This window comes from Actinokineospora bangkokensis, assembly GCF_001940455.1.
GTDB lineage: Bacteria > Actinomycetota > Actinomycetes > Mycobacteriales > Pseudonocardiaceae > Actinokineospora > Actinokineospora bangkokensis.
Genome location: NZ_MKQR01000026.1, coordinates 763315 through 777268, shown reverse-complemented (window position 1 = coordinate 777268; position 13954 = coordinate 763315). Strand labels below are relative to the sequence as shown.

At 73.0% G+C, this 13954-nt stretch carries 15 protein-coding genes; 6 read left to right on the top strand and 9 right to left on the bottom strand.

Annotated elements, in window-relative coordinates; translation table 11 throughout:
- Position 1: 1 nt before the first annotated feature.
- The 9 genes from BJP25_RS26395 to BJP25_RS26355 are packed head-to-tail and all read right to left on the bottom strand — an operon-like array spanning position 2 to position 7159.
- Complete coding sequence (locus BJP25_RS26395; RefSeq protein ID WP_075977649.1) at positions 2-253, bottom strand: hypothetical protein; 252 nt, start codon at positions 251-253, stop codon at positions 2-4.
- Positions 250-1983: a TNT domain-containing protein gene (locus BJP25_RS26390; RefSeq protein ID WP_075977648.1), complete on the bottom strand. Its 1734-nt coding sequence runs from the start codon at positions 1981-1983 to the stop codon at positions 250-252. Before BJP25_RS26390 ends, BJP25_RS26395 begins: the two co-directional genes overlap by 4 nt.
- A complete protein-coding gene (locus BJP25_RS26385; protein ID WP_075977647.1) occupies positions 1980-2288 on the bottom strand; it encodes a type VII secretion target in 309 nt (102 codons plus the stop codon). Before BJP25_RS26385 ends, BJP25_RS26390 begins: the two co-directional genes overlap by 4 nt.
- Before the next feature lie 39 nt (positions 2289-2327).
- Positions 2328-2879, bottom strand: a complete 552-nt coding sequence (locus tag BJP25_RS26380; RefSeq protein WP_233158257.1) for a YbaB/EbfC family nucleoid-associated protein — start codon at positions 2877-2879, stop codon at positions 2328-2330.
- A 34-nt stretch (positions 2880-2913) separates the two neighbouring features.
- Positions 2914-4035, bottom strand: a complete 1122-nt coding sequence (locus BJP25_RS26375; RefSeq protein WP_084794529.1) for an ADP-ribosylglycohydrolase family protein — start codon at positions 4033-4035, stop codon at positions 2914-2916.
- A gap of 21 nt (positions 4036-4056) precedes the next feature.
- On the bottom strand, positions 4057-4818 hold the full coding sequence (locus BJP25_RS26370; RefSeq protein WP_084794528.1) for an ESX secretion-associated protein EspG: 762 nt from the start codon (positions 4816-4818) through the stop codon (positions 4057-4059).
- Between the two features lie 2 nt (positions 4819-4820).
- Positions 4821-6089, bottom strand: a complete 1269-nt coding sequence (locus BJP25_RS26365) for a hypothetical protein (RefSeq protein WP_143219302.1) — start codon at positions 6087-6089, stop codon at positions 4821-4823.
- A 10-nt stretch (positions 6090-6099) separates the two neighbouring features.
- Positions 6100-6681, bottom strand: coding sequence for a DUF3558 domain-containing protein (locus BJP25_RS26360; RefSeq protein ID WP_075977643.1), 582 nt, complete (start codon positions 6679-6681; stop codon positions 6100-6102).
- A 37-nt stretch (positions 6682-6718) separates the two neighbouring features.
- A complete protein-coding gene (locus BJP25_RS26355) occupies positions 6719-7159 on the bottom strand; it encodes a hypothetical protein (RefSeq protein WP_075977642.1) in 441 nt (146 codons plus the stop codon).
- 278 nt (positions 7160-7437) lie between these two features.
- On the opposite strand from BJP25_RS26355, the gene BJP25_RS26350 reads away from it, so the two are divergent.
- The 6 genes from BJP25_RS26350 to BJP25_RS26325 all read left to right on the top strand — a co-directional run bounded on the left by BJP25_RS26350 (position 7438) and on the right by BJP25_RS26325 (position 13361).
- A complete protein-coding gene (locus BJP25_RS26350) occupies positions 7438-8253 on the top strand; it encodes an ABC transporter substrate-binding protein (RefSeq protein ID WP_075977641.1) in 816 nt (271 codons plus the stop codon).
- A 50-nt stretch (positions 8254-8303) separates the two neighbouring features.
- Entirely contained in the window at positions 8304-9092 is a 789-nt protein-coding gene (locus tag BJP25_RS26345; RefSeq protein ID WP_198943598.1) for an amino acid ABC transporter permease, read from the top strand.
- Positions 9089-9838 (top strand): amino acid ABC transporter ATP-binding protein, encoded by a 750-nt coding sequence (locus tag BJP25_RS26340; protein ID WP_075977639.1) that lies wholly within the window; start codon positions 9089-9091, stop codon positions 9836-9838. The genes BJP25_RS26345 and BJP25_RS26340 overlap by 4 nt, the downstream gene beginning before the upstream one ends.
- 86 nt (positions 9839-9924) lie before the next feature.
- Complete coding sequence (locus BJP25_RS33750) at positions 9925-12138, top strand: translocation/assembly module TamB domain-containing protein (RefSeq protein ID WP_075977638.1); 2214 nt, start codon at positions 9925-9927, stop codon at positions 12136-12138.
- 38 nt (positions 12139-12176) lie between these two features.
- Positions 12177-12896: a class I SAM-dependent methyltransferase gene (locus BJP25_RS32850; RefSeq protein ID WP_075977637.1), complete on the top strand. Its 720-nt coding sequence runs from the start codon at positions 12177-12179 to the stop codon at positions 12894-12896.
- 3 nt (positions 12897-12899) lie between these two features.
- Positions 12900-13361, top strand: a complete 462-nt coding sequence (locus tag BJP25_RS26325; RefSeq protein WP_075977636.1) for an SRPBCC family protein — start codon at positions 12900-12902, stop codon at positions 13359-13361.
- Positions 13362-13954: the final 593 nt, after the last annotated feature.

Genomic DNA, 13954 nt, shown 5'->3' with positions numbered 1-13954 from the left:
GTCAGCGCTTGCCGACGACCCCGGCGATGAGCTGGCTGTAGGTCAGCTTGCCCAGCAGCAGCTCGCACGCCGAGCTCTCGTCGGGCAGCTCGACCAGGTGGTTCTTCTGCCCGCGCTCCATCCAGTACACCTGCCACACGCCCGCGGGCGTGCCGTGGATGCACCAGCACTGCTCGTCGCGGCCGCCGAGCGCCACCACACCCGGTTCCAGGCCGATGTCGTCGAGGGCGGTGCCGAGGGCGCGGAGGTTCACAGCGGGATCTCCCTGAGGTAGCCGGCGTTGACGAGGTCGACCACGGAGTGCGGGAGGACGTACTGGGTGCCGCCGCCCGGCTGCCCCATGGCCGGGGCGATCGGACCCTCCCACACCGGGATCGGCCGCACCACCTCGTACTGGTGGTACCCGGCCTGCAGGTTGTCCGGCGGCAGGCCGCGCTGCGGGTAGGGCGTGTCGGCGGGCGAGACGAAGTCGCCGCGCGGGCTGCCGAACCGGTCGATGGTGGTGCCGGTCGGCAACGTCGTCGGGGTGCGCGACTCGGGGCTGTGGAAGCCCTCCGGGTGCGCCTGCCCGTCCGGCCAGGTCAGCAGCCGGTTGCCGTACTGCCCGTACTCGCCGTCGTGCCAGTACTGCTCGCGCCAGCCCGCCTCGCCCAGGCCCGCGTTCGGGTCGTAGGTGTCGGGGACCAGCTCGCGGACGGACGGGTGGTCGGCGGGGGCGCCTGGCTGGTTGATGATGGCGTCTCGATTCGGGTTCGCCTTCGCCTCGGTGATCAGGTCCTGGTCGATCAGGTGGGCGTCGGGGTGCTGCAACTGCCGCGTCGGGACCGTCTTGCCGGTCGTCGGGTCGTAGTCGCGGGTGTTGACCGGGTGCGCGGGGGTGGGGTCGACCGGGTCGGTGCCGTGCGGCGGGGTGCCGCCGGTGGACCCGGTGGGCGGGTCGACGTGCGCGGGCGCGGTGGGGGGCGCCGACGCCGCTGTGGTGGTTGGCGCTGTGGACCCGGTGGGCGCGTCCACGCTGCTCGGCGTGGTGGTGGCCGACGACGGCGCGGTCGTCTGCGGGCTGCCCGACCCGGGCGGCGCGTCCACGTGGCTCGGCGTCGTCGTGGTCGCGGGCGGGGCCTGGAGCTGCGGGGACGTGCCCGAGGTGGGGGCGTCCACGTCCGACGGCGCCGACCGCACCGCGCTCGGCGCGTCCGGGGTCTCGGCGCCGTGCGAGGCGGTGCGCAGCTTGCGCATCCCGGACTTGATGGCCTCCCACACCTCGCCCAGCTTGGCCATGATCGGCCGAAGCTTCTCCACCGAGCGGGTCAGCTTGGTGATCACGTCGGTGATCCGGTTGACCCAGCGGGAGATCAGCGCCGCCGCCGAGGCCACGATGTGCGGGGTGGCCAGGCCCAGCGTCACGCCCGCCTCGGCCAGCCACTGCGGGATGCGCGCCAGCAGCGTCGAGACGCACTCGGCCACCAGGTCGCGCACGATGCCGCGGACCGTGCCGACCAGGGCGCCGACCACCTCCACGACGGTGCCGATGGTGCCCGCGCCGGTCGCCGCCGCCGCCATGTGCTGGTTCTGCTGCGCGGTGTTGCGCCGGTAGGCCTCCGCCGCCGGGCCCGTCCAGCCCGCGGTGCCGTTGGTGACCTCGGTCTTGAAGTCCGCGGCGACCCCGGACACCGCCTGCTCGACGTTCTTCCACGTCGCCGCGTACGCCGCGATCTGGTCGGCGTCGCCAGCCAGCCAGTTCAGCGCGTCCCGCAGCGGCTTGACGTGCTCGATCAGCCACGACACCGCGTACTGCCCGAGGGTGCCGATCGGGTCCAGCGCCAGCGACAGCACCTCCAGGCCGCCGCCCGCCACCCCCAGCCCGCCCTCGACCCACGACCCGTCCTGCACGCCGTGGTAGACGTCCGCCGCCGACTCGACGATGCCGATGCCGGTGTAGGCCCGCGTCGAGTCCTGCCGCTCCGCGACCAGCGGGTTCGTCACCGGGCACCGCCGGAGAAGGGCTGGGTGTTGGCGGCCTCGGTGTTGTCGTAGGACCCGGCCGTGTCGCGCACCCCGCGGGCGGTCTCGGCGACGGTCTGCGACGACTCCCCGATCGACTCCGCGCCGGGCGTGCTCACCGACGCGACGATCGGGACGAAGAACTGGCAGATCACGCCGTACGCCTGCGTCCCCAGGTTCACCTGGTTCGCGGCCTGCAACGCCTGGTCGAGGCGGTCGTGCAGGGCGTCGAGCCGGGACGCGTGCGCGCCCAGCTCGTCGACGAGGACTCCGTAGCCGTCGGGCACCGGGGGACTCCTTTGCGCTGGGGGTCGGCTGAGCGGGGTTCAGCTGAGGATGGAGCCGTTGCCCCAGGGGTTGTCGTCGTCATCGTCGTCGGGGCGGGGCCGTCGGGGCGGGCGGCGCCGCGGGGGCTGGGTGCCGGGGCCGGGGTCGTCCGGCCGGTCGAAGGAGATCTCCTCCACCGGGCTCCCGGTGTGACGCCCGTCCTCGGGCTCCGGTTCCGGGAACCGCTCGCGGTAGGAACCCACCACCGCCGCGACCGTCTGCGGGTCGTCGCCCACGGTCCGCTCCATCACCTCGGCCACCGACCCGGTGATCCGCGACTGGGCCCGGCGCATGGTGGTCAGCACCTCGCGGGACAGCTCCGCCCCGGACAGCTCGGCGTGCCGGTCACCGATGTCGAGGTCGGTCACCGCGCCGGTGGCGTCCACCGTCACCCGCACCACGCCGTCGCGGGAGGACTCGGTGACCGACACCGCCGCCACCTCGGCCTGCATCTGCTGGTAGCGCTGGGCCTTGGCCTCGACGTCGGCCGCCCACCGGCGCACCTCCTGCTCGGTCTGGTACCCGTCCCCGCCGAACTGCGGCTGGCTCACCACTGCCTCCTCCGGGAGTCGTCGCGGAAGGATCTCACCAAGCCGGGTAGCGGCGCTGCCAGTCCGGCACCGACAGGGAGTCGGCGGTGCTGAACTCCACCAGCGAGTCGCGCACCAGCTGCTCCATCACCTCGCGCAGCTCCAACCGGTCCAGCCACGTCCGCGGGATGGCGTCCGCGCCCAGCAGCGCGCCCATCAGGTTGCCGCAGATGGACCCGGTGGAGTCGCTGTCACCGGAGTGGTTGACCGCCAGGACGAGCCCGCCGCGCAGGTCGTCCCCGGCCACCAGCGCCGCGCACACCCCGATGGCCAGCGCCTCCTCGCCCACCCAGCCGCCACCCAGCTCGTCGGCCAGCTGCTCCGGGGTCGGCCTGCCCGACTCGGCCAGCTTCACCGCCTTGTCCAGCGCCTCCACCGTCTCCGCCGAGTCGTCCCAGGTCACCAGCTCGGCGCGCGCCTCGGTCAGCGCCGAGGGCAGGTCCGCGCCGTCGAGCAGCCGGTGCACCAGGAACGCCAGCGCGCCCGCCGACAGGTACCCGCTCGGGTGCCCGTGGGTCAGCGCCCCGGCCTGCGCCGCGACCACGAACGCGTCCAGCGGGTCCTCCGACCACAGCGCGCACGGCGCCGCCCGCATCACCGCCCCGCAGCCCTTGGAGTCGTTGAGCCGGTGCTTGATCGACCCGCGCTCGGCGCCCGCGGCGAACGACTTCAGCGCGGTCATCACCGTCCCGCCCGGGGCCCGCCGGGAGAACAGCGCCCGCTCCTTGACCAGCCACCCGTCCGGCTCGGCCTCCATCGCGTAGGACCCGCCCGCCCGGTGCCACTCCGGGCCCTGGGTGTGGAACCAGCGCTGGTAGGCGTGCTGCACCACCGACACCGGCTGCTGGTCGAAGTACCCCAACCGCCTGCCCACGTGCCCGCGGATCATCGCCTCAAGGGTGAACAGGGTCATCTGGGTGTCGTCGGTGATCTGCCCGACCCCGCCGTAGGCCCGGTCGTAGTCGGTGATCCCGTCCGGGCCGTACCGCTCCCGGATCTGCTCGATCCGCAGGAACTCCACGGGCGCCCCGAGCGCGTCGCCGACCGCGCCCGCCAGCAGCGAGCCCAGCCACTTGTCCCCGGGGATGATGCGTTCGTAAGGGAGGTCGCCGTCCACGACCCCGCAGGGTAGCCGGGCTCAGCCGATCGTGGCGTGCAGCTCAGCCAGCCGCTTGCGCAGGAACTGCGGCGCCCCCGGCACGGCGCTGATCGCCGCCTCCCCCCGCCCGCGCGCCCGGTAGAGCGCCCACCGCCCGTCCGGCAGGTCGATCACGGTCAACCAGTCCGCCGCCCGCACCCGGGTCCCCAGGTGGTTGCGCTTGGCCGTGTACAGCTTCGCGCCCCCGCGCCGCGGCGCCTTCAGCAGCGCGTCCAACCGCCGCGCCTCTGGCACCCGCGCCGACCGGGGCCCGCTCATCGCGAACCCGCCCCCACCCGGGGCGGCTTGAGCGAAGTCGGCCTCCAGCACCGAGATCGCCTCCCCCCGCGAGGCCTGCACGTTCGGCAGCCGGTAGACGAAGGAGTCCAGCACCCGGGCCGGGTCCACCCGCTCGAAGGTGACCCGGTCCCCCACCTTCTGCGCCAGCACCCCGGTCCGCCCCGCCTGCGCGGTCAGCACCGAGTACGGCCCCTCGTCGTCCTGCATCCACCCGTAGAACTCCGCCGCCGCCCGCTGCACCGCCTCCAGCAGCTCCAGGAACCCGGGGTCCACCCCCCGCACCCCGTTCACCCCGGCGGCCTCCAACTCCCGCCGCAGCTGCGCGTCCGCCTCCTGCCGCCGCCCGAGCGGGTAGTACCGCGCACCCCCCGCGAAGAAGGTGTGCGGCTCCCCCAACCCGTGCGCCTCGCACAACCGGTGGACCGACTCCGTCGACAGCTCCACCCGATCCGAGGTCCGCACCCCTAACCCCCGATCACCGGCGGCGCGGTCATCTCATCGGTGCCGAACACGGCCTCCGGGTCGTCCTCGATGAGGAACGAAGCCCGCTCGTGCTCCTCGTCCTCCCCGCCCTGACCACGGCCGCCCCCGGCCCCCATCCCGGCCCCCGCCTGACCACCACGCCCCCCGGTGGTCCGACCTTCCTCGGCGGCAGCGCCACCGAGCAGCCCGCCACGCCCGGAAGCCCCGTGCTCACCAGCGCCCGCACCTGCACCCGCGCCGGGCCGGGGGCCACCGTGCGCCCCTTCACCAGCGCCTGCACCAGCTCCGCCGCCGGTCCCGGCACCGCCGCCGACCCCTGAGCCGCCCGGCCCGAAGCCGCCGCGGGCTCCCGCCCCGCCAGCGCCGCCGCCGGTCCCGCTCCCTGTCCCGCCGCCCCCGAACGGCCGCCCGGGTCCGAACGGGCCGGCGGCGCCGTTCTGGCCCCATTGGCTGCCGGGGTTGTACGGCCCGTTCGGGTTGTAGTACGGCGGCCGAGTGCCACCACCGCCCACCGGCGTCGTCCCAGCCCAGGAAGGCGTCGTCTGGTTCGGGTTCGACCCCCCGGGCCCGGTCGTCACCGGCCCGCCGGTGCCACCCTGGGGCTGCACGTAGTGCGAGGGCGCAGTCTGCTGCTGCACATAGCTCTGCGAGTACGTCGACTGCGTCCCCCCGGGAACGCTCACCTCACTGCGCCCCCCGGGCGGGTTCACCCCCGGGTTCTCCGTCCCCCCGGGCGGCGGCGTCACCGAGATCTCCCCACCCGGGTCCACCAGGTTCGAGTAGTCCGTCGGCAGCTCATAGCTGTTCGCCTGGCTGGAGTTGTCGTAGGCGGCGTAGACCATGATGTTCTGCTGCGAACTCTGGTTGTACTGGTTGACCTGGTCCTCGGTGTCGGTGTCCCACGGCGTCAGGTCATCCAGGAACCCCGTCTCCGGCGGCGCCGCCGGGATCGGCTCCAACCGCGCCTTGCTGGCGCTGAACTCCTGCACCTGGTCCTGCAGCAGCGTGTGCGTCTGCTCCAGGTTCGCCGCCCCCAGCCGCGTCGCGTCCGCGATGGGCCCGGCCCCGCCGTACGCGGCGTCCCCGGCCTCCCCCTGCCACCCGGCCGCGGTCCGGTTGGCGAGCAGCCGGATCCGCTCCGCCCGCTCCGCCTCCTTCCGCGCCTCCACGTCCGCCGCCGAATACCCGTCGGCCAGCGAAGAGACCCCCGGCCCCGAGGTCATCGCGACGTAGATGTCGTGCCCGGTCATACCCGCCATGTCAGCCCCCAGCCTTCACGGTCTTCACCACCAGGTCCGCGACCCGCGTGCTCACCGAGCAGGGGTCGGTCGTGCCCACGTTCTCCCTCGACTGCGCGGTGGCCAGCGAGATCGTGCTGTCCTCGGCCACGCCCACCCACAGCGAGCACTCGCCCTTGCCCCGCCGGTCGTTGGTGAGCGCCACCACCGCCGGGTAGCCGTCCACGTCGTCCACCCGCTCGAAGTGGGTGAAGGCGCCCGACCGCTCCGCCGCGAAGATCGCGTCGAGACCGCGGTTGTCGAAGAACGCCAGGTTGACCTGGGCGCCATACTGGTTGTTCCAGGTGCAGCTCTTGCTCGCCGCCCCGGTGTCCGGCGTGCCGTTCTCGACACCCAGTTCGCCCGCTTGGGCCGCGGTCAGGCCCGTGCAGGGTTCACCAGCGAACTTCGACACGTCCAAGGGGTTGTCCACCCCGGGCGCCTGCTCGCCACCACCCCCCGACGACGGAGCCGTCGTCGGGTCCGCGGTGGAGGAGGTGCCGGGGTTGGGGGGAGACGTCGGCCTGCCCGCCTCCTGGCTGGTGCAGGCCGACAGGAGCAACACCCCCAGCGCACAGGCCACAGCTGCCGAACGCCCCACGTCAGATCCCCCCCGGGACGCGGCGACCACCGGTCGAGCCCCCGTTGCCCGAGTTGATCAGGTCGCGCACGTTGACCGAGTCCGTGCCCCGGTACGCGGCGAGCGAGTCGTGGAACTTCTGCGCCTGACCAGCGCTGTACTCGTACTTCTGCAGCAGCGACTCCCGGTACAGCTGCCACGACTGCATGGCCGCTTGGGCCTGCCCGTCACTGGCGTCCTCGTTCCCCGGCCCCACGATGACCACGCGCTCGGTGTCGTTGTAGGACGCGAAGTACTGGCTCGCCAGGTCGGTCCAGTCCTTGGCGATGCCTTCGATCTCCTCCGGGCTGAAGGAGAACTTGCCGCCACCCGCGGCTTGGGCGCCCGCTGCCGCGGCGACGGCGCCCGCGGCGCTGCCGATGGCGCCGAGTGAGTTGTTGATGCTCTGGAAGGCTGACGTCATGCTGGTGCTTCCCCCTGTGCGCGTGTCGTCACCTCTGTGTGACCGGAGGATACGGCACTGGGCTGATCGGGTTGTGCGGAATTGACCGGTTGCCCACCGGCTTGGTGGGTGGGCGCGGTGCCCGGGGGTGGCCGTTCGGCGTTGGCCGGGTGTCCGCATCACCGGGGGGCAACGAACGCGCTGCGTACGTGTGACAAATTCACGGTGACGGCCCGATCGGGGTGGGCGGTGGCAGGATGCACGCACTCGACCGAGGATGAGACACGAGGAGTGACGCCGTGGCGCTTCGATCCAAGCTGAAGGTGTTCGCCCTGCTGCCCGCGCTGGCGCTGGCGGTCACCGCCTGCGGGGGCGGGGGTGGGGACACCACCGCGAGCGGGGTCAAGCTGGTCAAGGCCGGTGAGCTGAACACCTGCACGAACCTGCCGTACCCGCCCTTCCAGTTCCGGGAGGGGGACAAGGTGGTCGGGTTCGACGTGGACCTCGTGGACCTGGCGGCGAAGAAGCTGGGGGTGACCCAGACGTTCGTGGAGATCCAGTTCGACAGCATCAAGTCCGGGGCGGCGCTGAACTCCGGGCGCTGCGACGTGGCGGCGGCGGGCATGACGATCACCGATGAGCGCAAGCAGAGCCTGGACTTCACCCGGCCCTACTTCGACGAGGTGATCGCCCTGATGGTGCCCAAGGGGTCCGGGGTGAGCAGCCTGGACCAGCTCAAGGGCAAGCGGCTGGGCGTGCAGCGGGGCACCACGAGCCTCGACTACGCCACCGAGAAGGGCTTCACGCCGACCGAGTACGAGGACTCGGCCAAGCAGCTGCTGGCGTTCCAGTCGGGGCAGGTCGACGCGCTGCTGCAGGACCTGCCGGTGGTCAACGACTGGCTCAAGCGGCCGGAGCTCAAGGACAAGTTCGAGATCTCCGCGCAGATCAAGACCGGTGCCCAGTACGGGTTCGCGGTGAAGAAGGGCGGCAACCCCGAGCTGCTCAAGACCCTGAACGACGCCCTCGACACCGCCATCAAGGACGGCACGTGGGCGAGCACCTACGAGAGGTGGATGGGCTCCAAGCCCGAGTCCACGCCCGCGGCGGGCTGACCCGACCGATGCCGGAACCGACCCCCGGGGCCCCCGCCAAGCGCAGCGGGATGAGCCCCAGGCAGCGCGCCAGGATCGGCCGCTACGCCCAGTACGCGGTGTTCGTCGCCGTCGTCGTGGTGGTGGCGCTGACGGCGGACTGGGCCGCGGTGCGCGAGTACTTCCTGGACTGGGACGTCGCCAAGCGGGCGTTCCCGAACATCATCACGACCGCGCTGAAGAACACCGTCATCTACACCCTGTCGGCCTACGTCGTCGGCTTCGTGGTCGGCCTGGTCGTGGCGATGATGCGGCTGTCGTCGGTGGCGGTCTACCGGGCCGTGGCGCTGACCTACGTCGAGGTCTTCCGCGGCCTGCCCGCCCTGGTGGTCTTCCTGATCTTCGGGTTCGGGCTGCCGGTGGCCTTCCCCGGGCTGACCTTCCCGTTCGAGCAGTACGGCACCGTCGCGGTGGCGCTGGGCCTGGTCGCGGCCGCCTACATGGCCGAGACGTTCCGGGCGGGCATCCAGGCGGTGCCCAAGGGGCAGATGGAGGCGGCGCGGTCGCTGGGCATGCCGCACTCGCGGGCGATGGTGTCGATCGTCATCCCGCAGGCGCTGCGGGTGGTCGTGCCGCCGCTGACCAACGAGCTGATCCTGCTGTTCAAGGACTCCTCGCTGGTGTTCGTGCTCGGCGTCAGCTCGCTGACCACCGAGCTGTCCAAGTTCGGCGGCGACCTGGCCAACGACACCGGCGACTCCACGCCGCTGGTGCTCGCGGGCGCCATGTACCTGGTCATCACGCTGCCGCTGGGCTACCTGGTGCGGCGGCTGGAGGCCAAGCAGGGGAGGGCGCGATGAGCCCCGCGGTGACGATCACCGGGCTGCACAAGTCCTACGGCGACCTGGAGGTGCTCAAGGGCATCGACTGCGAGGTCGAGGCGGGCGAGGTGGTGTGCATCATCGGCCCGTCCGGGTCGGGCAAGTCGACGCTGCTGCGCTGCGTGAACCTGCTGGAGCAGCCCGACCAGGGCAGCGTCGTCGTCGAGGGCGTCGAGCTGACCGACCCCGACGTCGACCTCAACGCCGCCCGGCGCGGGGTGGGCATGGTGTTCCAGCAGTTCAACCTGTTCCCGCACCTGACCGTCCTGGAGAACCTGACCATCGCCCAGCGCAAGGTGCTCGGGCGGGGCAAGGCCGAGGCCGAGGGGGTCGCCAAGGCGAACCTGAAGCGGGTCGGGCTGGCCGGGCGGGAGGGCTCCTACCCGGCGAAGCTGTCCGGCGGGCAGCAGCAGCGCGTGGCGATCGCCCGCGCGCTGTCGATGGAACCCGGGGTGATGCTGTTCGACGAGCCGACCTCCGCGCTCGACCCGGAGCTGGTCGGCGACGTCCTGTCGGTCATGCGCCAGCTGGCCCAGGAGGGCATGACGATGCTCGTGGTCACCCACGAGATGCAGTTCGCCCGCGAGGTGGCCGACAAGGTCCTGTTCATGGACGGCGGCAGCGTCGTCGAGGAGGGCCCGCCCGGGCAGGTGATCGGGAACCCGCAGCACGAGCGCACCAAGTCGTTCCTGGCGCGCGTGCTGAACCCGAACCACCAGGACTGACCGCGACCCCACCGGTCGCCTGACACACTGGGCGGCCGGTGGGCGGCGCGGCGTCGCCCCCGCTCGGGGCGACAGGGGGTGGCCGCGTGGCCGACGACGTGCGCATCGGCTTCGACCCGCACGACCCCGACCCGCCCGCCTCCGCCCGGCTGGCCGCCGCCGAGGTCGTCCGCCGGGTCACCGAGCAGCCCGACGAGCGCGGCGTGCTGCGCAGGCGGCGCAGCACCATCCCGGTCGTGCGGATCGCCGACCGGCACGTCACCGGCCTGCTGGACCTGCGCGGCGTGGAGTCGCCGTACCTGCTGGAGTTCACCCGCTGCCGCTTCGACGAGGCACCGGACCTGCGCCAGGCCAGGATCGCGGGCGTGGAGTTCAGCGGCTGCGCGCTGCCCGGCCTGCGGGCGCGCAACCTCACCAGCGACAACGACGTCCGCTTCGCCCAGCGCACCGCCGTGCGCGGCACCATCGACCTCACCGACGCCCAGGTGCGCGGCTCGCTGGTGCTCAGCGGGTGCCGCATCACCGCCGACCCCGGCGAGCCAGCCCTGCACGCCGACCGGTTGCAGCTCGTCGGCGCCCTGCTCGCGGCCCGGCTGGAGACCACCGGCGAGGTGCGCGTGCCCGGTCTGCGCTGCGGCGGCAACGTCAACCTCGCGGGCGCCCTGCTGCGCAACCCCACCGGGTTCGCCCTCAACGGCAACGGCCTGCAGACCAGCGGCAACCTCTACCTCAACGCCGACCCGGCGGGCACCCCGTTCCGCGCCGTCGGCCAGGTGTTCCTGCCCAGCGCCAAGGTGGACAGCGACTTCTCGATGCGCGGCGCCGCGCTGTCCCCGCGCACCGAGCCGGTGCCGCAGGTGGTGGCCGACGACCCGTTCTTCGACGCCAACGCCACCCTGGTCGCCGACCGCTGCCGGGTCGAGGGCAACGTCAACCTGGACCGGGGGTTCGCCAGCACCGGCACGGTCCGCATCGTCAACGCCACCGTCGGCGGGTCGCTGCGGTTCAACCACGCCCTCGTCGACCTCTCCGGCGGGCACCCGCAGGAGGAGCTGTTCACCGAGCGGGTCGGCGGCACCCGCCCCGGCGCCCCGTTCCCCGACCGGGCCGTGCACCTCGACGGCACCCAGATCCGCGGCGGCCTCGACGCCCGCGAGGCGCGCTTCGCCGGGCAGGTGCGGCTGGTCGACGTCACCGTCCAGGCCACCGCGCTGTTCGACGGGTCGGTGCTGAACAACCGCGACGGCGACGCCGTGGAGGGCAGGCGGTTCACCTGCGGCGGCAACCTCAACCTGCGCGGGGTGCTGGTGTTCGGCTCGGTGCTGCTGCCCGGTGCCACCGTCGCGGCCAACCTGGACCTGCGCGGCAGCAGGCTGCTGCGCCCCGGCCACTTCCCCGACGGCACCACCAAGCCGCTGCTGGACCTGCGCGTGGCCCGCATCGGCCGCGACCTCATCTGCGCCGCCGACGGCCCCACCCCGTTCGCCGCCTCCGGGGAGATCCGCGCCCGCCGCGCCGAGGTCGGCCGGATGGCCAACTTCGCGGGCGCCGAGCTGGGCGCGGGCCGCACCACGGTGGCGCTCAACGCCTTCGGCGTGCGCACCCTGGAGCTGGACGTGCGGGTGCGGTCGGTGCCGCGCGGGCGCATCGACCTGCGCTACGCCGAGTGCGCCACGCTCGGCGACAACGGCACGTTCTGGCGCGCCGAGGGCGGCATCGACCTGGAGGACTTCCGCTACGACGCGCTGTCGACGCCCATCGGCCTCGACGACGACGCGGCCGTCGCCGAGCGGCTGTCGTGGATGCGCGCGGCGATGTTCGGCGTCTACCGGCCCGGCCCCTACGACCAGTTCGCCGCCGTGCTGCGCGCGTCCGGCACCGAGGAGCTGGCCGCCCGCGTCCTGGTGGAGAAGCAGCGCCTGCGCTACCGGGCGCTGGCCGACGGCGCCCGGCTCGGCCCCGGCGTGCGGTTGTGGAGCCTGCTGCAGCGGCTGATGGTCGGCTACGGGTACCGCCCCGCGCGCGCCCTGGCCTGGCTGCTGGTGTTCCTGGTGCTCGGCTCGGTCTGGTTCGGCGCGCACGACGCCCCGGAGATCGCCAACACCGACGACCAGATCCACTGGAACCCGGTGCTCTACACCCTCGACCTGCTGGTGCCCATCGTCGACTTCGGGCACAAGAACAAGTGGGCGGTGGCGGGGGCGTCGCAGTGGATCTCCGCGTCGCTGATCGCCCTGGGCTGGGTGCTGGCCACCACGGTCGCCGCGGGCGTCACCCGCACGCTGCGCCGCAGCACCTGACCGGTGAGCGGCCGGACGCGGAGGGTAGCGTCGCGCCCGTGACCACCACCGGCGCGCAGATCCCGCTCACCCACCGCCTGTACGCCGAGGCGTGGGGCGACGACTGCCCGGTGGAGCTGGGCACGTTCAGCTCCTGCTCGTGGTGGCTGCTGGGCACCGCCGTCGCCCGGCTGCGGCTGTTCCCCGGCGAGGTGCTGCTCGACCTGGGCTGCGGCCGCGGCGGGCCCGGCCTGTGGCTGGCCCGCGCCACCAACTCGTCGGTGGTGGGGGTGGACCACTCGGCCGGGGCGGTGCGCGCCGCGACCGCCCGCGCCCAGTCCTTCGGCCTGGCGGGCCGCGCCACCTTCGTCCGCGGCGGGTTCGACGACACCGGCCTGGGCGGCGCGAGCGCCGACGGCGCCATCAGCGTCGACGCCCTGCCCTTCGCCCCCGACCGCGCCGCCGCCCTCGCGGAGGTGTTCCGGGTGCTGAAACCGGGCTCCCGCTTCGTGTTCACCGCCCGCGAGGGCGCCAAGAGCTGGACCCCGCTCATCCTCGGCGCGGGCTTCGAGCTGGAGGACCGCCTGGTGCACGAGGGCGCCAACGCCCGCTGGCTGCGCCTGTTCGACCTCTGGCTGCGCCACGAGGACGACCTGCGCGCCGAGGTCGGCGACGAGGCCGCCGCGGACATGATCGCCGAGGCCCGCGAGGGCCATCGACTCGTGGAGACCTCACCGCTAGTGTTCGTCGCCAGGCGACCACCCGTCGAGGAGGACTGACCCGTGCCGGACCCCACCGCCCACGCCCAGGTCCACGTCAACGCCACCCCCGCCCGCGTCTACGCCCTGGTCAGCGACCTCGCGGGCATGGCGTCCTCCGCCGAGGAGTACAGCGGCGGCACCTGGCTCGACGGCGCCACCGGCCCCGCGGTCGGCGCCCGGTTCAAGGGCAGGAACCGCCGCGGCTGGCGCCGCTGGTCCACCACCTCCCGCGTCACCGACGCCCAGGTCGAGCGCTTCGCCTTCGAGGTGAAGTCCTTCGGCCTGCCGGTGGCGCGCTGGCAGTACGACATCGAGCCCGCCGACGGCGGCTGCGTGCTGACCGAGTCGACGTGGGACCTGCGGCCCGCGTGGTACCGGCCGATCACGGCGCTGGGGACCGGGGTGGGGGATCGCGCGGCGGAGAACCAGCGGAACATCGAGGCGACGCTGGGGCGGTTGAAGGCAGCTGCTGAGGCTGGGTGAGATTCACCCGTTGGTGGTTGTTGGAATCGGGCTTTTCGGGCGGGGTTATCCACAGGCAAGATCGTTTGGGGCTTGTTTTAGCTGGTCAGCGGGTAGAATGGCCGCAAGGGACCAGAGCCCCTTGGGTGGGTGGGGGCTGCGGATGGTGACGCGTGGGGGCGCGTGGAGTTGATCTTGGCTCGGTGTGGGTGGGGTTCTTGAGGCGCGGTGTGGACGGGTGGAGTGGGCGCGGTGGGGACGGGGTGCTGGGCTTAGTGGGGGCCTGTCCTCGGGGGCCGCGAGTGTGTAACTCGGTGGAGGCGGAGTCAAGGGCGCCCTGCGGGCGTCGCTTCGCGATGGGCTTCGCCCACCCTTGACACCGCCTCCACCGAGCTACGAGCGGCCGGGACTGGGTCAGGCCGGGGTGTAGGCAACGCCCATGACCTTTTGCTCAGCTGAGCGTCGTTGGGTTTGCCGAGCCTGGTGGTGGGGCTGGGCACCGTGGTTTGCGGGCTGGCAGAGGCGCTGGCCAGACGACGGCTTTTAGGGATGGGCTTCGCCACGGGGCATGAGGGTGCTGGGGGGTTGGTGGGGCTGGGTGCGTGGGGGTGCGG